Source organism: Nodularia sp. UHCC 0506, assembly GCF_034931045.1.
GTDB lineage: Bacteria > Cyanobacteriota > Cyanobacteriia > Cyanobacteriales > Nostocaceae > Nodularia.
Genome location: NZ_JAYGHH010000040.1, coordinates 1 through 22,909 on the forward strand (window position 1 = coordinate 1; position 22,909 = coordinate 22,909).

9 protein-coding genes are annotated in these 22,909 nt (G+C 39.1%); all 9 read right to left on the reverse strand.

Annotation, left to right across the window (positions count from 1 at the left end; all coding sequences use genetic code 11):
* A partial coding sequence (locus VB654_RS18700; RefSeq protein WP_323215312.1) for a condensation domain-containing protein occupies positions 1–1,563 on the reverse strand: 1,563 nt, incomplete at its 3' end.
* Positions 1,564–1,673: 110 nt separating this feature from the next.
* On the reverse strand, positions 1,674–6,305 hold the full coding sequence (locus VB654_RS18705; RefSeq protein ID WP_323215313.1) for a type I polyketide synthase: 4,632 nt from the start codon (positions 6,303–6,305) through the stop codon (positions 1,674–1,676).
* A gap of 30 nt (positions 6,306–6,335) precedes the next feature.
* Entirely contained in the window at positions 6,336–9,101 is a 2,766-nt protein-coding gene (locus tag VB654_RS18710) for a non-ribosomal peptide synthetase (protein WP_323215314.1), read from the reverse strand.
* Positions 9,102–9,250: 149 nt separating this feature from the next.
* On the reverse strand, positions 9,251–10,519 hold the full coding sequence (gene ectB / locus VB654_RS18715; protein ID WP_323215337.1) for a diaminobutyrate--2-oxoglutarate transaminase: 1,269 nt from the start codon (positions 10,517–10,519) through the stop codon (positions 9,251–9,253).
* Positions 10,520–10,685: 166 nt separating this feature from the next.
* On the reverse strand, positions 10,686–12,083 hold the full coding sequence (locus VB654_RS18720) for a condensation domain-containing protein (RefSeq protein WP_323215315.1): 1,398 nt from the start codon (positions 12,081–12,083) through the stop codon (positions 10,686–10,688).
* Positions 12,080–16,669, reverse strand: a complete 4,590-nt coding sequence (locus VB654_RS18725; protein ID WP_323215316.1) for a non-ribosomal peptide synthetase — start codon at positions 16,667–16,669, stop codon at positions 12,080–12,082. Before VB654_RS18725 ends, VB654_RS18720 begins: the two co-directional genes overlap by 4 nt.
* Before the next feature lie 27 nt (positions 16,670–16,696).
* Positions 16,697–17,707 carry a TauD/TfdA family dioxygenase gene (locus VB654_RS18730; protein WP_323215317.1) on the reverse strand — a complete coding sequence of 337 codons (1,011 nt, stop codon included), beginning with the start codon at positions 17,705–17,707 and terminating at the stop codon, positions 16,697–16,699.
* Positions 17,708–17,734: 27 nt separating this feature from the next.
* A complete protein-coding gene (locus tag VB654_RS18735) occupies positions 17,735–18,487 on the reverse strand; it encodes a class I SAM-dependent methyltransferase (RefSeq protein WP_323215318.1) in 753 nt (250 codons plus the stop codon).
* 204 nt (positions 18,488–18,691) lie between these two features.
* On the reverse strand, positions 18,692–22,909 hold a 4,218-nt coding region (locus VB654_RS18740), incomplete at its 5' end, for an amino acid adenylation domain-containing protein (protein ID WP_323215319.1).

Sequence of the window (22,909 nt, forward strand, 5' to 3'; positions counted from 1 at the left end):
AATAGTTGTTAATATTGGTAAATCTGATAGCCGTGCCTCTGGGTTGGCAAGAATTTTACATAGCAACGTCTGCATAACGCCTGTCATCTGTTGTATGGTCTGCGCTGTGAACAAATCAGTGTTATATTCGAGTTTTGCTATCAATCCGTCAGGAGTTTCGCTGATATCCAGCGTTAAATCGAATTTTGCATGATTGTTACTGTTAGTTTCTACCGTACTCAAAGTCAAGCCGGACAACTCAATGTGTGAGTTTTGAGGGTTCTGAAGCACGAACATGACTTGAAATAGTGGTGCATAACTTAAGTTGCGCTGTGGTTGCAAATGTTCAACAAGTTGTTCAAAGGGCATATCTTGGTGAGCATAAGCTCCTAAAGACACTTCCCGGACTCGATGCAGCAACTCTCGCCATCTGGGATTCCCAGATAAATCGGTTCGCAGGACTAGAGTATTGACAAAAAAACCAATTAACCCTTCTATTTCACTGCGATTGCGGTTAGCTATGGGTGTACCGACTACAAGGTCATTACTTCCTGTGTAGCGGTGCAGGAGGGTTTTAAATGTGGCCAGCAAGGTCATAAATAAGGTACATCCTTGCTGCTGGCTGAGTATTTTTAGTGCTTGTGTTTGCTCTGGAGATATGCTGAATGAATGTCTGGCTCCTGAGAATGATTGAATGGCAGGCCTGGGATAGTCGGTTGGTAGTTCTAGTAAGGAGGGCGCACCATTTAATTGTTGATGCCAGTAAGATATCTGCGTTTCCCAAACTTCTGCTTGCAGCCATTGTTGTTGCCAAGCTGCAAAGTCTGCATACTGGATTGGCAGTTCTGCTAATAGTGTTCGCGTAGTGTCTCCGCAGGAGATAGGTTCATCTCGACAGAAGGCTTCGTAAAGTACTCCTAATTCTTTGATCAGGATTTCTATTGACCAACCATCTGAAACGATGTGGTGCATTGTGAACAATGCGATGTATTCTTGCTGGCTTAATTTGAGTAAACTAGCTCTGAGTAATGGTCCTTGTTCTAAGTCGAAGAGTAACTGGGCTTCTTGAGTTACTAGCTGCGAAACTTGAGTTTTTTGGGCTGTTTCTGGTAAGTTTTCTAAATCTATTATTGGTAGCTTTAAGGTCAAGACTGGAGCGATCGCCTGAACGGGTTTTTTGTCTATAATTGTAAAAGTAGTTCGCAAGACTTCGTGACGACGCACAATTTCGTTAAGACTTTGCTTTAATGCTTCTATATTGAGTTGACCAAGCAGACGTAGAGGGAATGAAAGGTTGTAGATCGGGTTATTTGGCTCCAATTGATTCAGGAACCACAATCTTTGCTGGGCAAATGAGAGGGGTAAGTTTGTATCTCTGGAAACTGGTAGTATGCGATCGCTCTGTGAGGATTGACGATTATGATGTATAAATTGCAGAATTTCTTGTTTGCGATCGCGCAACTGTTGTTTGAGTTCAGATGTCAGCATTCCTTGAGGATCATTACAATATATCCGATCGCCATCAATTCGGAATTGTATATCTAAACTATTCAGGTAAGATAGCAGTTGATCGATAGGTTTCATAAGTATCTCTCTTGGTAACTGAACATAAGTTAAAGTAATTTTTCCTCAAAGTTTGTCAATGACCATCATCAGTAATAAACAGTGGTACTACTAAATGTAAATTCATTCATTTACAATTCAATTTCTGCATTACTTAAAGCAGTGGTGGAAAAAACAAATGATTTTTTAGGTGTTTCTCTAAGAGCTTCAATGTAACCTGATATGCCAGCTATAGTAGGTTCATTAAATAAACTGCTTAGAGGTAAATTTATTTGAAATAATTTACGCAACTGAGAAATTATCTGAGTTCCTAAAAGTGAATCACCTCCTAACTCGAAAAAGTTGTCATGGATGCCTATATCTTGGACACCAAGAAGTTTTTGCCAAATCTGGGCTACAGTTTGCTCTATTTCATTTCTAGGAGCAATATATGGGGTTTTTAAGTTTGGTCTTTGATGGTGAGAAAATAAATCTTCCTGGTGATCAGATTCACTATTACGTAAAGAATTGAGTTTAATCCATTGGTCAATGCGAGTTTGCAAATCTCCAGATGACACCACAACTTGAGAGATTGGATATGTTGATAAAATCCGCTTACAGGCTTCCACCCCTTCGGGTTGAGTCATTTGTAATTTATCCAATCCTAATCCAATTGTTGCTGCTCGAATTTTCCCATTCTTACTTTGCCAGCTATCCCAGTTAACGCTAATGCAAGGGAATAAATTTGTTTCATACTGTTTGTGAGCATAAACATCCATAAAGATATTCGCAGCAGCATAAGAAATTAATCCTAAACCTCCCAATATAGATGATGATGAGGATGTTAATAAACAAAAATCTAACTGTTTCCCTGCCAAAAGTTTTTCTAAAATAAATAATCCATAAACTTTGGGATGAAATTGCGATTGCGTTTGGATTTGAGAAGTTTCTTGAATGATGTGATAAGCATCATCAACAATGCCGGCGGCGTGAATGACACCATGAATATTACCAAAACGCTCAGTAGCGATCGCGATCGCTGTTTGCATTTGTGACTCATTAGCTACATCAGCACTGATGACCTCAACTTCAGCCCCTAATTCCTCCAGTTCCATCACGCTCTTAATCTTGCTGCTGATTTGAGCATTTTCATCACTGACTAACCATTCCGACCACTGATGTTTTTCTGGAAGACCTTTGCGCCCCAGCAAAATCAACTTCGCCTGGATTGTCTGAGCTAGATATTTAGCCAAAACTAAACCAATATCTCCCAACCCACCAGTGATTAAATAAACTCCTCCTGGCCTCAATTTGGTTTTGTTAGCAGTGCTTTCATCTAAGCGAACAGATGTGTAAGTTTGAACCCAACGATGATGTTTACGGTAAGCAACAACTACATCTGTTGACTGGGCTGTAAATTCCGCCAGCAGGTAGTTGATGAATTTTTCTGACACCTTCGTTGCAGATTTTGGCAGCACCACATCAACATTACAACAAGTGATATGGGGATATTCTTGGGGAATTACTTTGCAAGCTCCTAAAATTGTTGCCTTCTCAGGACATAAGCACTCTTCACCAGTTACATCATGAACATTACTGCTGACAACCATCAGCTTGATAGGCTGAGTGATATTTTGTTCTGCCAGTGCTTGTGCTAAGAATAAGAGACTATAAAAACCAAGACTCTGACAATATTCAAAAAATTCCTGGCGTGAATTTATTGGTTCATCTAAATCGTGGTTGGGCAAAATATCATTGGGTGTAACGCTCCAAAAATGACCAATTCCTTGGGGACTCAAATTCTGCGTTTGCAGTGCTTGTAGTAAGAGGTCATAGTGATCTCGTTTTTGGGGATTAATGGCAAATGCAAAGTTATCAAGTCTAGCAAATTGCTTACCTACTTCCACAGTGATGATATTTTGATTCTCTTTTCTGAGTCTGGCAATAATTTCGGCGGCGACTCCATAGTTATCAATAAATATTAACCAGCATAATTGTTTTGCTGCAAATTTCTCCTGTAAACAAAGCTCAACTGGTGTAGATTCTTGCCAGCGAGGAATATAGAACCAGTCTGCAATGTCTGGTTTTTTGTTTATGAGTTCTTCTTTTGTTTTAGTCTCGGAAATCTTGGAACTAGTCTCAATCCAGTAACGCTGACGCTCAAAAGGATAAGTAGGTAAGGGAATACGATGTCGTCGTTCATTAGCATAAAAACCAGGCCAATCCACGGGAATTCCCATCAACCACAGCCGACCGATAGTGAGGAATAAAAATGCCAAATCTGACTGCTGTTCTTGGGGATGGCGCATTGAAGTTAGCACCACCAACTCATGAGACTGATGTTGTGTAGCTAAACTACTAAGGGTTCTTCCTGGGCCTACTTCCAATAAAATTCGCTCTGGCTGTTTGAGTAACTCAGTTATGCCTTGACTAAAGCGTACTGGTTCCCTTAAATGTCTAGCCCAGTAGTGGGAGTCTGTGGCTTCAGTGGCAGTTATCCAAGTCCCACTAACATTAGATATAAAGGGAATTTTCGGGGGATTGAGTTTAACTGTTTCTAAGAATTGGGTAAAGGGTGGGATGATTGATGCCATCATCTGGGAATGAAAGGCATGGGAAGTATGTAATCTCCGACATGGAATTTCTTTGTCTTGTAACTGTTGTTGTAATTTTTCTATAGCTGCGATCGCACCGGAAATTACACAATTAAAAGGGCTATTACTGCCTGCTAAAGATAATTCTTCATTCAACCAAGGTTGTACTTGTTGTTCAGACATTTGCACAGAAAGCATCGCCCCTGGCGGCAATTGCTGCATCAGTTTTCCTCTGATTGCTACCAGTGCTAAGGCATCTTCTAGAGAGAAAACCCCAGACAGACAAGCTGCCACATATTCCCCAATGCTATGACCAATCATTACTTCTGGATGCACACCCCAACTCATCCACAACTTAGCAAGGGCGTACTCAATCACAAACAGCGCCGGCTGAGTCACCGCCGTCTGTAGCAATTGCGGCGCACCTGTTTCCGGATTGGGATAAAGTACAGTCCGCAAATCCATTCCCAGATGAGGTTTGAGCAGTTCACAGCAGTAATCAACCTGTTCTGTGAAAATCAGTTCATTCTCATATAATTCTTTCCCCATATTCACATACTGCGACCCCTGCCCAGAAAACATAAACACCACAGGGCGATTACAAGGTTCTTGGTAATGGGTCAGTACTCGTTGGTCATTTAAAGGATACAGTGACTTCAGAGCATCTTCCAAGTCTTGACAGACCAAAATCCGGCGATATTCAAATGCCCGACGACCTACCCCAAGAGTGTAAGCAACATCAGCTAAGTGTAAATCAGAATATTGCTGCATATAAGCAACCAAATTGGCTGTAGCAGTTTCTAAAGCCGTAATAGTTTTAGCTGAAAGCAATAACAATTGATAAGGACGAGAGGGGTCAGAAGGTGCAATTGTTGGGGCTTCTTCGAGAATTATATGGGCATTGGTGCCACCAAAACCAAAGGAACTGACTCCAGCGCGCCGGGGAATACCGTTAGTTTTCCAGTCAGAGAGTTGAGTATTAACGTAAAAAGGAGTATTGGCAAAATCTATTTGAGGATTGGGTGTTTCAAAATGTAAGCTGGGTGGGATTTGTCGATGTTTGAGGGCGAGAACTGTTTTAATTAGACTAGCAACACCAGCCGCAGGCCCCAAATGTCCAATATTGGTTTTAACTGAACCGATCGCACAAAAGTTTTTTTTCTGCGTTTTAGCACTAAAGACTTCTGTCAGCGCGGTGATTTCAATCGGATCTCCTAAAGATGTTCCAGTGCCATGTGCTTCAATATAGGCGATCGTTTCGGGTTCCACTTCGGCCATAGTCTGCGCCGCTTGAATCACTTTTGCCTGACCATTGATACTAGGAGCAGAATAACTCACTTTAGCAGAGCCATCGTTATTAATCGCCGAGCCTTTGATCACAGCATGAATAAAATCTCCGTCTGCTAAGGCATCTTCTAAGCGTTTCAACACCACTAGGCCTAGACCTTTACCTTTAACTGTTCCTTGAGCCTGAGCATCAAATGCACGACAATGGCCATCAGGAGAGTAAATTCCACCTTCTTGATAAACATATCCCCCTGGCTTTGAGATAGAAACACCACCAGCTAAAGCAATATCACATTCACCACTCAGCAAACTTTGGCAAGCCAAATGAATTGTAACCAATGAAGTGGAGCAGGTAGTTTGTACTGTATAGCTGGGTCCTTGTAAATTTAATTTGTAGGAGACACGAGTGCTGAGAAAATCAGGATCATTGGCCATTGAAATTTGGAACCCATCTATAGAAGGTACAACATCATGATGGGAATAAATATTTGAGATATAAGTATTAATGCTGGAACCAGTAAAAACACCAATTTGATGTTTGTCAACCTCTGAACTATAACCAGCATTCTCCAACGCTTCCCAGGCATACTCTAAAAGAAAGCGTTGTTGAGGGTCCATGATTTCAGCTTCTCTGGGACTAAAGCCAAAGAAGGAGGCATCAAATAAGTCTATATCTTGAACTATGCCATTTGCTTTGACATAATTCGGATCACTAAATACTTTAGCATCTATACCTAATTTTTCTAGCTCAGGTTCAGTCAAAAAAGAAATTGACTCCACTCCATCTTGAAGATTTTGCCAAAATTCATCAAGATTTTTAGCCCCGGAAAATAGTCCACTCATCCCAATAATGGCTATTTCTAAACCATTATTTTCGCCACTGTTATGTACAATTTCATTCATAATACAACTGAGATATATATTTTATTTGGTTTATTTTTTTTGTTTTAAGCGTTGTTTAAGTCTCTGTTTACCTGCGGCGATTTTTTTACTAACCTCATCCTGTTCATTAATCAATTCTTGATTATTTTCTTGGCTTAAAAATTTAGCTAAAGAACTGACTGTAGGATATTTAAACATTTCCATCAGCGACAATTTCTTGGGTAATAATTCACGTAGTTGACTATAAATTTGCAGCATAATCAATGAATGACCGCCAAGCTCAAAGAAATTATCGGCAATGCCTACTTTCTCAAGATTCAATGCTTTTTGCCAAACATCAACAATTACCTTTTCTATCTGAGTTTGTGGCATCACATAAGCACTTTCTAACTCAGGACGAAGATGATCAGGTTTCGGCAACGCTTTACGATCAATTTTGCCGCTAGGTGCTAGGGGTAAGGCTTCTAGCATCATAAAAGCAGAAGGAAGCATATAGTCAGGCAACTTTTCTTTCAAGAAATTACGCAATTCACTGATGCTAGGGGTTGATTGATGATTGGCGACCACATAGGCGACTAATTGGGGATTTCCTGATTCTTCTTGATGGGTTACAACCACACAATCATTCACAGAATGATGCTGAATTAATAGCGTCTCAATTTCCCCTAATTCAATGCGGAAACCGCGAATTTTTACCTGATGGTCGATGCGTCCTAAAAACTCTATATTACCATCAGGTAACCATCGACCTAAATCCCCCGTTTTGTAGATTAAATCAGTATTAGTTCCAGGTAAAACCTTTGCATACTGAATGAACGGATTGGGGATAAAACTAGATTGAGTACTGGTGGAATTTTGCCAATACCCCAAGCCAACCCCAAATCCTGATACACAAATTTCCCCAGGAACACCAATTGGTAATAACTGCATTTGCGAATCAAGAATATATAGATTCAGGTTGGCTAAGGGTTTACCAATGGGAACTGTAGATAGATTTTCTGGTAAAGGATGGTCAATGATTAATTGAGTAATATCATCAGCAGCTTCTGTTGGACCATAAGCATTAACTACTTTAATTTCTGGATACAATTGCAGCCATCTATTTACAAGTTCTACAGAGACAGATTCCCCTGTCACCATCATCCATTTCAGGTGTGGTAGTAATCTAGCATCAGCCGACAAATTACCAATGTAATTGAGTAAAGTTGTAATGATAACTGGAACTAATTCAATAATAGTAATATTTTGTGATTGGATACATTCAAGCAACTTTTGGGGATTGCAAACAGTTTCTGTATCAACGATGACCACCTTACCACCAATCATCAGAGGTGCGAGAAACTGCCATACAGAAATATCTGAAGAAGCCGCAGCACTTTGTAAAAAAATCAAATTTTCAGTTAATTCTAAGGCATTAAACTGAGCATAAATATGATTAATCGCTCCACCATGTCTAATAATTGCTCCCTTGGGTAAACCCGTTGAACCAGATGTATAAATCATGTAAGCTGGGTCAATACCTTGAACATTAACTTCTAGATTATCTGGTGCTAAATTAGCAAAATCTAGGAGGTGATATACTTGAGCATTGATTATTGATTGAACTGTGGATTTTTCAGGATTAATATCTAAAAATATCAAGTGTTGTAATTGCGGACAATCTGATAAACAAGCAGTCAAATCACAAGTAGAATCTGTTAATACAAATTTTACCTGACTGTTTGATACCATATATTTAATTCTATCTGGCGGATAGGTGCTATCGATGGGAACATAAACTGCACCTACTTTCAAAATAGCTAGTATAGCGATGAGAAAATTTACATCCCGTTGTTTAATAATACCAATAAATTCTCCGGTTTTAACACCACAATTACATAATAATCTTGCTAGTCGATTAGCTGTTTCATTTAATTGTTGATAAGTTAATTTATCATCTCCACAAATTACAGCAGTGTGTGTTGGTGTCCGTTTTGCCTGATTTTCAAATAAATGATTTAGAGACTTATCTACTGGAAAATTTTGCAGATTATCGTTAAATTCAGCTAATAATTGATGCTGCTGTATTGGCGAAATGCAGGAAATCTCTGATATTTGCTGGTGAGGATTATGACAAATCTGGTTGAAGATTGCAATATAAGAGTCAATTATTAACTGAATATTTTGTTGTCGAAAGAGTAGGTTTTTATATTCTACCTTGCCTTTAATCACATTCCCAGTGACCAGAAAAGAAAACGTTAAATCATTTTGGCAACTATTAACAATATGGGAATCATGAATATTTTCCAATAAAATGACAATATCGAAGATTGGCTGGCGATTTTGATTGGGGGAAATATTTAATAATTTTAAAATGTCTTCTAGAGGAAAATTTGGATGGCTATATGCCTCTATTACGGTTTGCTTAGTTTGCAAAATAAATTCATTAAAATTTAATGTGTTCTCTACATAAGACCTTAAAGGCAGGATTTCATGACCTAATTTTTCAACATTTTGTTGTTTTGGAAGAGGTGAACCGACAAATATATCATTGTTACCAGTATATTTATACAATAGTGTATTTAATACCGTCAGTAATACAACATATATGGACAAGTAAGAATTATTTGTTAAATTTAGGAGATATTCAAATGATTTTTGTGGTAATTCAAACTCAATGTGCTGATTTTTTTCACCTGATTTCACTGTTCTTAAATAATCAGTAATGAAATTAGTTTCAGGTATTTCTAGCTTTAATTGATTTAACCAATAGATTTTTTGAGAAAACAGTTCCTCTGGTGCAACTGAATGAGCAATGTATTCAATTTCGTTAGTCATGTTGATATCCATTAAATCAATTTAATTATTTAGCAATCCTAAAACTTTAAAATAATTAAGGATTGCTATTTTTGCAAAAATTACTTAATTATTTTGTTCTAGCTGATCTTCTTAGAATTAGTCTGTATTCATTTTGGATCGAATAATTCTTACTCTATCTCATTCAAATGGTAGTTATATTCAAAAGCTTCTTTAAGAATTTTACACCCTTGTTGCAAAATTGAAATGTCAATATTTAGCGGTGGCAAAATCTTAATTACTGTATCATTTCTGCCAACTTTTTCAACTATTAATCCTAAATCAAAACAACGGGAAGTAATTTTTTTGGCAAAACTTAAATCACCACAATTAGCTAAATCGATTCCCCAAATCATCCCGATACCACGTATTTTTATTTTGTCATTAATTGGTGCTATTTCTTTATGTAAGAAATTTTTCAAGAAAAATTCTTTGACTTTTACATCTTGCTCAATGTTTGTGATTTCTCGATATTCTAAAGCAGCTGTTCCTCCCACAAATGCTAATTGGTTTCCTCTAAAAGTTCCTGTATGTTCACCAGGTTCCCAAGCATCCAATTCTGGCTTAATCAACAATAGCGACATGGGAAAGCCATAACCACTGATAGATTTTGAAAGTACAACCATATCGGGAACTATACCTGCTCTTTCAAAAGAGAAGAAAGAACCAGTACGGCCACAGCCTACTTGAATATCATCACAAATCAGCAAAATATTATGGTCGTCGCACAATTTTCGGAGTCTTTGCATCCACTCAATAGATGCAACTATAATTCCGCCTTCAGCTTGGACTGTTTCAAAAATTATGGCTGCGGGTTTTTCGAGTCCTGAATTAACGTCGTTTAATACTGTTTCAATAAATTGAATTGTATCAAAACTGTCCATGAATTCATAGGGATAAGGCATAAAATTAACATTATTCAATCCTAAGTTTAAGCCTAATCTCATACTTTTATTGCCACTTACTGATAAGCTACCCAAGGTCATGCCATGATAGGCTCCCATGAATGAGAAAATTCCAGAACGATTTGTAATTTTTTTGGCTAGTTTTAACGCTGCTTCTACAGCATTTGTGCCTGTGGGTCCACAAAATTGTATGCGATAATCTAGATTTTTGGGAATTAAAATTGATTCAGAAAATTTTTCTAGAAAGTTTTGTTTTGCTGTGGTGTGCATATCCAAACCATGCGCAATGGCATCTGAATCTAGGTAAGAAAGGACTTTGGCTTTGATGTAATCATTATTATGTCCATAATTCAAAGCGCCTGCACCTGCCAAAAAATCAATATACTCTTTACCGGAAGTGGAATATAGTAGAGCGCCTTTAGCCCGATTAAATGTATCAGGGAAACTTCGGCAATAACTCCTAACGTTTGATTCCCGTTGTTCAAAGATGTTTATATTTTTATTTTCTTGTTCGGTATGGATAAAAGTCATGGTTTTTTCTGGTGTAATGGATTGGTTTTTGAGAATGTTTTAAATGCGCTGTGTGGGATGTCGCATACAGCCAGGGCGCGAAGAACGTCAAAGGAATAGGGTTTAATAGATTTTTTATTGATTTTATTGGTTAGCGATAAGCAGGCAAGTTAAAGGAAATTTGTTTATCTAAGGTTGAGGTTATTTGCTGTTGTTGTGGTGTTAATAAAGATAGGTTTTTGAGTGGCTTGTTAGGGTTATCTGCTATGCCTAATAATAATATTTCAAAATCTTTTAAGATGCCGATAATTGTGGCAGTATCAAAATGTTGGCAATCATAATTAATGCCAATCACTAATTCTGAACCTGGATACCCAATGACGTTTAGGAGATAATTAGTTTTGTAAAAGCCTTTGAATTCAAGGATTTGTAGTTCATCTTCGTTGTTTTGTGAAATCTGCGAAGCTGGATAGTTTTCAAACACTACTATGCTTTCAAATAAAGGTAGGTTTCTTGGTACTGTACTCCATCCTTTAATGTCTACCAGTGGACTGTATTCGTACTGACGCATTTCAACTTGTTGTGCTTGAAGTTGTTTCAAGAATTCTGGCAGTAATTGCTGAGGTTTCAACTTGATACAAACAGGTAAGGTGTTAATAAATACCCCTACCATCGACTCAACTCCTAATAAATCCACTGGACGGCCAGAAACACCGCAACCATAGACAATTTCTTCTTGACAACTGTAACGACTTAGGAGGATTGCCCAAGCTGCTTGAAAGATAGTATTGATGGTTAGTTGATGTTGGCGTGCTAAAGATTGTAATTTGGCTGTTGTTGCTGTTGATAGCTTGATTTGTTGCTCATCATATCTTTCTGATTGCCCGGATAAATTTTTGACCTTAATATTGTCTAGAGGTGTGGGTGTTTTGATTCCATGAAGTAATTTTCGCCAAAATACTTCGGCTTGGGATAAATCTTGCTTTCGTAACCAGGCGATGTAATCTTTAAAAGGACGGCTGGATGGGAAGGAAGTATTTTTACCTTGACAAAGAGCTTGGTATGTTTGAAAAAATTCTGTATTTACTATCGGCGCTGACCAACCATCTAAAATTAAATGATGTTTGCTCCAAACGATTTCGTAAACTTGATCTGCTAACTGAATTACAGTCACACGAAACAGTGGAGCTTGGGATAAATCAAAGCCTCGTTGACGATCGCTCATTAAGAAATCTTGCAAATGCTTGGCCTGTTCAACAGGATCTATTCCTCGCCAATCTTGCTGCTCTACAGGCACTTTGACTTGTCGATTGACAACTTGTAATGGTTTATCAATTTCTTGCCAATAGAAGCTAGTCCGCAAAATTGTATGTCTTGTTGCTACTTCTTGCCAAGCTTGTTCTAAAGCGGCAATATTTAGATTGCCATTGACTCTATAAGTATATTGAATGAAATAAAATCCCAACTCAGGAGTATACAAACTATGGAACAAAATGCCTTTTTGTACGGGAGAGAGTTCGTAGATATCTTGAATATTTTCGCGTTTCATTGAGCGCTCCCTTGATTGATTTTGGCGAGGAATTGTTCTAGGTCTTGTTGACTTAAATTAGCTTCGGGAAATTCGGCGGATGTCCAGTTAGAAAAGGTGCCAGATTGACAAAGGGCTAGGAGCGATCGCAATTCTTCCATAAACCCTTGAGCTAGTTGGGCTATCGTGCTTCTTTGATGTATCTGCTCGCTGTATGTCCATTCCATTTGCAGTTGTCCCCCCAGTACAAACCCGTTAATGTCTATGAGATAGCGCCGATGACTGCGCAAGCTGCGGCTATTCCCCACAGTTTGCTTGATGTGTTTAAACATTGATGATTCTGGCAATATTTGGTCTAGTTGGCCCAGGTAGTTGAATCGTATTTCAGCTTTGGGAAGACTTTGCAGTTGTGTTGTTAAAGAAGTTTGATTTAAATAACGCAATACTCCGTAACCAATACCGCGATTTGGCAGGTTTTGCAGTTGTTCTTTAATAGCTTGGAGTGCTTCTATCGGTTGGGAAATTCCATTTAATTTCAGCACTACAGGAAAAATACTGGTAAACCAGCCAACTGTTCTAGTTAGGTTAATATTATTGTTGATGGACTCTCTACCATGTCCTTCTAAATCTACTAGCAAACAATTTCCGCCTGTCCATTGGGTAAAGGTTTGTACTAATGCGGTGAGCAGGACATCGTTGATTTGAGTATGATAAGCAATTGGTAAATCTTGTAATAAAGCTTTGGTTTCTTCAACACTGAGTGAAACTAAAACTTTATTAGCTAATTCTACTATGTTATCACCGTCAGGATAATCAATGGGTAAAGGAGCAATAAATTTTGAGGCTGTTGTTAGCCAATATTCGATTTCCGGTTGTAGCTTAGATGATTGAGCGTAGTCATGCAAAAACTCAGACCACCGTTTAAAAGAAGTTGTTTTCAAAGGTAATTGAACTGCTTCATTTTGGAGGAGTTGCTGATAAGCTTGCTGGAGGTCTTCTAACAAAATTCGCCAAGAAATACCATCTACTGCCAGATGATGAATGACTATCAGCAGACGTTTTGCTTGATTTTGACCTAAGTTAAACAATGCCACCTGCATCAGCGAACCCGCAGCTAAATTTAAGCTGGCTTGTAATTCACAAGCTTTAATTTGGAGAATATCTTCTTGTTTTTCTGGAGGGATTGCTGTTAAATCTTCATGGACAATAGTGATTTTTTTAACTTGCTCAATTCCCAAGTTAATTTGTTGCCAATGAGATTTTTGCTGAATAAATTGTAGCCGCAGAGCATCATGATGTTGCTGCACATACTGTAATGCTTGTTCTAATAAATCTGGAACAATTTCTGGCGGTATTTCTAAGATTAAGCTCTGATTCCAATGGTGTAGTTCAGATAAATTCTGTTCAAAGAACCAGTGTTGAATTGGTGTTAGCGGCACAAAACCTGTGACCGGTGTTTGTTCAGCTTTAACGGCTGATGTACTACTAGCTACGGTTGCTAATTCGGCAATGGTAGGATAATCAAATAACTGCTTGGGTGTGAGTTGCAAACCAGCTTGATTGAGTCTAGCAATGATTTGAATACTGATAATTGAATCTCCACCTAATTCAAAAAAGTTGTCATAGATGCCCACCTGTTTGAGCTTGAGTACCCCAGACCAAATTTTGGCGATCGCTTCTTCTATAGAATTACGAGGTGCTACAAATTTACCTGCCAATTCTGGTTTAATATTCTCAGGTGCTGGCAAAGCTTGATGATCTATTTTGCCATTAACTGTAAGCGGAAATGCTTTCAATTGCACAAAAGCAGACGGAATCATATAGTCCGGGAGCTTGGCTTTAAGAAAATCGCGCAGGTCAGTAGTTAAAACTTCCGACTCCTGATTGGGAACAAAATAAGCTACGAGACGCTGATGATTTAATTCATCTTCTCGTGCCAAAATTTTGGTTTCTCGAATGCCATCATGTTCTTGGAGTACAGATTCAATTTCTGTAATTTCAATGCGAAAACCTCGGATTTTTACTTGCTGGTCGGCTCTGCCTAAAAATTCAATGTTGCCATTAGGTAAGTAACGTCCTAAATCCCCAGTTTTGTACAGTCTTACTGATTGTGAGTTTTCAAAGGATTTGTAGATAAACTTTTCATTTGTTAGTTCTGGATGATTAATATAGCCTCGTGCTAGATTATTTCCCCCAATATAAAGCTCACCAGTTACCCCGATGGGTACAGGTTGCAGATACTGATCTAGAATGTAAATTTGTGTATTAGCTAGGGGACTACCTATAGGTACTGTGTTCGATGGACAAATTTTTCCAGGACTGAGTGTGTAAGTACAAACGCCCACTGTGGTTTCTGATGGCCCATAGTGGTTGATGATCTGACAGTCTGCTGTATATTGGTGCAGTGTTGCGACTAAATTGCTACTCAGCGCCTCACCACCGAGAATCAGCCGTTTTTGGGGCAGTATTTTTTGGGGTTGGGAAGCACTCAATAAGGCGGTGAGGTGGGATGGGACAATTTTAATACAATCAATCGGATAGCGATCGCAATACTCTAGTAAAGCTTCTGGATTAGTCGCTCGTTCCTGGGAAATAATATGCAGACATCCACCAGTACATAATGCGGGAAAAATGACTGTGTTACCTAAGTCAGCCGCAAAGGTAGAAACAGTCGCAAAACTAGAACCAACTGGAAGGTCTAATTTTTCAATAATACTTTGAACGTAGTTGAGAAGTTGTTGATGTTCCACAGCTACACCCTTGGGTTTACCAGTGGAGCCGGAGGTGTAAATTACATAAACTAAATTCTCAGGAGTTGTTTCACAAGGAAGATTTGTATCCGATGGTGCGATCGCATCCCAGTTACTATCTAAATTTAATATCGGTATTTCTGGTTCGCAGAATAGTTTAGCTAAGTGCTGTTGGGTTAAAATCACCGCACACCCAGCATCCTCTAACATATAAGCCAAACGCTGATTTGGTAGTAGGGGATCTAAGGGAAGATAAGCTCCACCTGCTTTCAGAATTCCTAATAAACCAACACACATTTCTAAGGAACGTTCTACACACAGCGCCACAATTGTTTCCGCACCAACTCCCACTGTTTTTAAGTAGTGAGCAATTTGATTAGCACGGGTATTTAATTCCGCATAAGTTAGTTGCTGATCTTCAAAAACCACTGCGGGCTGATTAGGCGTAATTGCTACTTGTTGCTCAAATAATTGATGGATGGATTGATATTGTGAATATTCAGTTTGTGTGGCATTAAAATCGACTAAAATTTTCTGGCGTTCACTAAGACTAAGAATTTCTAGTTGAGATATTACCGTTTCTGAATTATCACTTATACTAGATAACAAAGTTTGCCATTTTTTTGCTAAATCTGTAATATCTTCTTGGGTAAATAAATCAGCATCATAGTGAAAATCAGCGATTAATGAATTATTCCCTTCTTGACAGGAAAGCTTAATTTTAAATGCTTCCAGACAAGCGTACTGCTTATAGATAGAAAATGAAATATCAGATGCTAAATATGTAGGAGGATAGCAGTTAAACTCAAAAGCACAGGGCAGAAAGGATAATTTTTGGCTATTGATAACTTGTTCCCAACTAAAAGAATCTTGCCATTGTGAAACTTCAGTAAAATTAATTTCTAATTGTTTAATTACATCAGTAAATTTATAATTATGTTCTAGAGAAATGCCTACAGGTATATACTTAGCTAATAATCCAATTACTGGTTCTAATTCTTCATAATTTCTGCCATGAAAATAGGTGGCAATATTTATTTGATATTCTCCTGTTAATCGCCAAAGTAATATTTGCCAGCAAGCTAGTAAAACTGTGGAAATATCAACAGCATTATTAGTTGCTATGCTCTGAAGTTTGGCTAGGGTATCATTACTGATATTCAGGCTGATATTTTGGGGTTGAAATTCTGCTGTTTCTGGTGGATATTTTTCACCAGGAAGCTGAATATTGGGTAAATTAGCAATATTTTGTTGATGCCAATATTTTATTGCTAATTGTCCATCTTCTGTCTCAAACACTTCATTTTGCCAAGCCGCAATATCTGCATATTGTAAAGGCTGTACTGAAAGTTCTTGCTGATTTAAGCAAGCAGTATAAGCCTCACCAATTTCAAATACTAGATGATGAATTGATAAAGTGTCTGCATAAATAGCAGGTATAGCAATCAGTAAAATATGTTTGACAGGTGAAAGAGTGACAATATGGGTATTTAATACATGATCATTTTGTAAATCAATTTCTGAAAATAGTTTCTCTATCTTTATAGTTTGTTGTTCATTTTCTAATTTGGTAAAATCAGATTTTGCTATCCACAACTTTGTTTGTTCATGAATCACTTGCAAAGGAAGATCCATTCCCGTTAAAGTTGGAAATTCAGTGCGGAAGATTTCATGTTTAGCAATTATTTTAGTTAATGCTGTTTCCAAAATTGGGTAAGCAAGATTTCCCTGAATCAAAACTGCACATTGTACTCGATAAACTTGCTTATTTTTTACTTGTTGTTGCAAATACCATAAATGCTTTTGTTGGGGTGAAAGCTGATAACCGTTGATTGTTTCTGTAAACATACTTTGCATATTAACCGCCAATTCCTCTGAATAAAATTATTGACCAGAAAAAGGTTCTGCCATACCAACTACAACTTTTCTTTTGCCTACAAATGGTCTACGACCATGAGCCACTAACATATTATCCAACATTAAAATATCACCTTCTTCCCAAGGAAATACTACCGCTTGTTGTTGATAAATTGCATTAATTTCTTCGATTACAGAAGTTTCAATTTCTGAACCATCTCCATAAAAAGCATTGCGTGGTAAATCCTTTGCATCAAGCATTTTTAGTAAAGATGCGCGGACTTCTGAGTGCAAACTTGAGATGTGAAATAAATGAGCTTGATTAAACCAGACCATCTCACCAGTTTTAGGATGAGAAGCAACAGCCTGGCAAACTTGACGAGTTCTTAAATTATTGTCATCTTTCCATTCAAACTCAATTCCAGTTTGACGACAATAATTTTCTACTTCTGATTTATTCGTGGTTTGAAATACATTCTCCCACTGTAGATCAAGTCCTTGACCATAGTTTCGGACATACATGATCTTGTTTTCAATAAATTTCTCTTTAATTCGGGAAGGGATATTTTGAAATATTTTTCGGCTATCGGCTATGGGAGTTTCGCCGCCTTTTTCTGCTGTTTTTACACAAAAAAAGCAAATTTTCATTGGCCAGTTTAAAGAATAGGCCATTTCGTTGTGTAAAGGGATTGATTGTTCGGCAGGGTACTCTGTTGATGTGTATATTTTACCACTAATTTGACTGCGCGGAGTTGACCGATAAGAATATTCAATTAATTCTCCAGAAATAGCTTGAATAAAATCTGTAATTCCATCTATTTCATGAATGTTGAAATTGCGAAAAATTAGACCACCATACTGAAGTAGTTGAGCCTCAATCCAAGCTTTACTATTACTAGCCCAATTGGTTAAGTTGATGCCATCTATCGTAGGCTTAATTACTAAAGGCAGAGTCTGTTCTGATTGTAAAAACTCCGTTTTTGTTAATTCTGCTGGCGATATGATGATCTGTTTGCGCTTGAAGGATTTTAAATTCATAGGAATGGGGCGTATTCAAAGGAATATTCAGGATAATTTATGAGCAACAAAACAACTTTCTTGAGGGTTATTAAGAAGTTTTAAATCCTGTTTCAAGTCATAGATTTCAATATTTTTAAAACCAACTTCTTGCAGAGCAGATTCGATATGTGAAATCTTATAGCTTTTCAGCAACCAGGTAATGTCGGAACGTTCCCATTGCCCGTTCACAAGTTGTAATATAGCGATTTTAACTTGACCTAAATTAGCGTCTGGCAGGTATTTGCGTTGCCAAACCCATACATACTCATCTTTGATAACTCCTTTACTAGACCCATCCCATTTGCTTTGATAAATACCTTCCACATCAATTGTGAATCCAAACAATCCTCCAGGCTGGAGGGAGTTATAAACGTTTGCAAAAACGAGTTTTAACTCATCTAAGGTTAGTATATGGTTGAGGCTACTACCTATGGAAATTGCAGCATTAAAGGTTGGTAACAAATTAAAATATCGAGCATCTTCTAAGATAAAATTGGCTTGAGGCGCATTTTCTTTGGCATATTTGAGCATGGACTCAGAGCCGTCTATTCCTGTGACTTGATAACCCTCAATCAATAATTTTTCTACTAATTGTCCTGTACCGCAACAAAGGTCTAAAATGTGAGCTTGAGGGGGTAAATGCTGGAGCATTAAGGTTTTAATTGGGAGTGGTATTCCATCTTTAAATAGATTTCCCCAGTTGTCGTTGTACATAGGGGCGAAGAGGTCATATTCTGAATAACGATTGGTTGTAGTCATATACTTGATGGGATGTAAAGTTGACAAAGTTCAGCAGTAATACCAATTCTTTATGAGGATGCTTTTGGAGGAATGAACCGCATAAAGCCTTCGGTAGAGCTTCGCTTATCGCGCAGTGTATGCCCCCAACTAGGACGCAAATCACACAAACAAATAAGGAAGGAAATTCAGTGCAATTTTATCCAGAGGTGGTGTTATTGCTTTTTAATTTGAAGTCTTTGTTCGGGATCTAGCCATGAGCTTTTGCTGTCGAGATTTTTGAAATTCTTTAGCTTGGGCTGTCTGGAATTGCTGTTCGGCATTGGCAATAATTTTGATTAATTCGCTGACAGCAATATTGGGTTGGTCAGTAATTGTGTTTAACAAAGTTGTAAATACATGGGCTATGCGAGCGATGGTTGGGGCATCAAATAGGTCAGTTTTGTACTCGAAAAAGCCTGTTAATTCACCAGAATTTTCAGTTATATCTAACTTTAAATCATGGCGTACAGCACCACTATCTATATCTGACTGGGTGAGTGTTAATCCTGGTAATTCCAGAGGCGGTAATGCAGTTTGCAAGACAAACCAAACATTAAATAAAGGTGATTGACTCTGACGGCGTTCTGGTTGGATTTCCGCTACAAGTTTTTCAAAGGGTATATCTTGATGAGTGTAGGCATCTAGGGCAGTTTTTCGTACCTGGGTCAAGATTTCGAGAAAACTGTGGTTACTAGAAAAGTCTGTGCGTAAAACTAAGGTATTGACAAAGAAACCAATTAGCCCTTGGACTTCAGCCCGATCGCGATTGGCAATTGGACAACCGACGGCGATATCATTTTCTTGGGTGTAGTAGTGCAGTAGGGTTTGAAAACTGGCCAGCAAGGTCATGAATAAGGTAGCGCCATTTTCTTGGCTGAGGGTTTTGAGTCTGGCTGACGGTGGTAGAGAGAAGGAATACCTTGCGCCTTTTGCTGTTGCTATGGCTGTTTTTGGTCGATCTGCTGGTAGTTGCAGGACTGGAGGGGGCGGTACTAGCTGCTGTTTCCAATAAGATAGTTGAGTTGTCAAAGTTTCGCCTTGCAACCATTGTCGTTGCCAGATAGCAAAATCAGCGTATTGAATGGGAAGCGACTCTAGGGGCGAAGGTTTTCCTTGAGCAAAGGCTGTGTAAATTGCTGTGATTTCTTGAATTAATACCCCTGCTGACCAAGCATCGGAAATAATGTGATGGATGGTAAATAATAGGAGATATTCTGCGTCATCTAGCCTTAAAAGAGTGGTTCTGAGTAGAGGAGGTTGGCTTAAGTCAAAAGGTTGTTGAGCTAAGGTGGCTGCAATGTTTTGGGCTTTTTCTAGACGCTGAGAAATTGGTTGCTGTCGTAAGTCAATTTCGGTAAGTTCTAAAGTCAGAGATGGCGCGATCGCCTGCACTGGTTCGTTATCGACTACTGTAAAACTAGTGCGTAAGACTTCATGACGCTGCACAATTTCATTGAGGGTTTGTTTTAATACTCCTACTTCTAGTAATCCTTGGAGATGAATCGCCACAGCACCAATATAAGCACGGGCATCTGTTTCTAAAGAATCTAAAAACCACAACCGTTGTTGAGCAAAGGAAAGGGGTAGGCGTTCCCGTTGTGTTTGCTGCGGAATTCGGGTTGATAAAGATTCACCTATTTGTGGAGCGATCGCTTGGGAGAGTGTAGCAATTGTGGGTGTAGCAAACAGCGATCGCAACGGTATTTCTACTTGGAAAACATCTCGCACTTGAGCAACTACTTGGGTGGCTAACAGTGAGTGTCCCCCTAGCTCAAAAAAGTTGTCATGAATTCCAATATCCGATAACCCTAAAACCTGAGACCAAATCTTGGCTAACTGCTGTTCAACGGTAGTTTGGGGAGCTACGAAGTTATCTGAACGTGATAAGTTAATCGTATCGGGAACAGGTAAAGCCCGGCGATCAACCTTACCATTGGGGGTGAGTGGTAGATTCTCCAGCACAACAAAGGCAGAGGGAACCATGTATTGGGGTAATTTCGCCTCTAAACAGGTGCGTAACTGCGGGACTAATTCGCGCATTAATCGGCTTTGCAGAGGATTATTGGCGTAAGTCTGCCAGGGAATGGCTGTTGTGAATTCCGGCAGTGTGGGTGCTATAACTTCTGGGTGGTTATTTCTCAGGAATAAGACATCATAACTACCATCGGTAGTTGTCTGCGTCCAACTAATTTCCACACGATAACCCTCTTGAGTCAGACTTTGCCAATCTTCTAGTTCAATGGTTGTGGTGGCATCATTTGTTTGCAGGATGGCGCGTAGTTCGACTACTGTCTGGGGACAATTTTCTTGATTGAGAATTTCTAAAGCCTTAAATTCTGACTGTAAGCGGATATTGGCTACCCCTTGCAATCCTAACTGCTGGGGTTGAGTTCTCTGCAAGATTTGACACACAGCATCTGGTGTTAATTCCGGTTGCCATTGTAGCCACTGTATCTGCTGAGAATCTATGGCTGATACAGATTTTCTGATCTGGAGTGTGACATCGTAACGAAACTTAGTCATTTCATTATGATGTCGTCCTGGCTTCGGTTGAATCTGGACGTGGCTAATTTGCGAAAAATGCTTTTGCAGTGCCAGGAAAAAGGCGGGATCAATAACTAATTCTTCTTCCTCAACAACTTGTTTTTGGATGCGTTGTTTGAAATCTGCTGTTGATTGTGTATCTGGTGATGTGTACAGTTCAATGGAAGTGCGGAAGGCTGCCAATAGGGATAGACTGCGTAAATCCCCTAAAAAGATTGTGCCACCAGATTTCAAAGCAGCGATCGCATTCTCAATTACCCGGAGCAAATAGTCAAGGCTGGGAAAATGCTGAATAACTGAGTTAATAATAATCGTGTCAAATTCTCCACTAGGCACGTTATCTGCTAAACCTTGCAGCAGTTTGACATGATGCCATTGTTGTGCAGATTTATCTAGGACTCGCTGTACATAATTGAGGGCAGCTTGAGAGAAATCCACACCCCAATATTCCTGACAATGGGGAGCAACGCGGAACAGTAGCAAACCTGTACCACAACCAATTTCTAAAATACGACTGGGATTTAAAGCCAAGATGCGCTGCACACTACAATCTACCCACTCCTGCATTTGGATAGTAGGAATTGGTAATCCTGTGTAGCTGCTATGCCAACCACTAATGTTAAAAGTTGGGTCCCAATCCGCAGGCATTTGGGCAAACAGGGCATCTTCAGCATCATAAACCAGCTGCCACTGATTAATTTGCTCTGCTTCTAGCTGTGCTTGTTTCTCTGGCTCTGAAACACTAGGTGGCTGTTGTACAATATATGCTGCTAATCGCTTTTCTCCAGAAATATCTGGTTGAGCCAGTACCACTGCCTGTTTGATATTGGGATGCTGATTGAGGACAGATTCCACCTCTGCCAATTCGACTCGATAGCCCCGGATTTTCTCTTGAGCATCCACCCGCCCCAGTAGTTCCAAATTACCATCAGCCAACCACCGGGCGGTATCACCAGTTTTATAGAGGCGTAGTGATGGGTTGTTGGTAAAGGGATGAGGAATAAAACTGGCGGTGGTGAGGTCAGGGCGATTGAGATAGCCACGGGCTAATCCAGGCCCACCAATGTAGAGTTCCCCAACCACACCAACGGGGACTGGATGCAAGTGAGTATCGAGGACATAAAGTTGAGTATTGGCAAAGGGGCGACCGATGGGAACTAGTGAATGAGTCGAAGTATTGCTAGTAATATTGGCACTTTCAAAGTAGGTGCTATCAATGGTGGCTTCGGTGAGTCCGAAGGAATTAATCACACGAGTTTGGGAACCACATAAAGCCTGACAGCGTTGATATTCGTCTGTGTACCAGCGATCTGAGCCGCAAATTACTAGCTGCATCCAATCCAATTTTTGTCTACTATCTTCTAAGTATTGGATCAGAGTTCTTAGTACAGCTGGCACAAATTCGGCGCAGTCAATTTGCTGTTGCTGCATACAATCGTATAGCTGTGGAGGTGATAGAAGCAAATCGCGATCGCACAATACTAATTTTCCTCCAGAACATAATGCCCGTACCCAATCACCGGTGAAGACATCAAAGGCAAAACTGGCCATTTGCAGATGAGATTTGACTCCAGACTGCAAATTGTAAGCCTGTTCCCAAGCAAAATAGGCATTAACTAAGCTACCATGCTCAATCATCACTCCCTTGGCTTGACCTGTGGAGCCGGAAGTAAAGATGATATAGGCAAGATTATTGGCAGTAGTTTGATGAATTAAACTTGTGGGTGAGACGTTAACAGCCCTATCTAGACAAATCACTTGTGCCTGAGTTGGGGGTAATTTCTCCACCAAAGACTCTTGAGTTAATAAGATAGAAACTGCTGCTGTCTCTAACATGAAGGCTAAACGCGCCGCCGG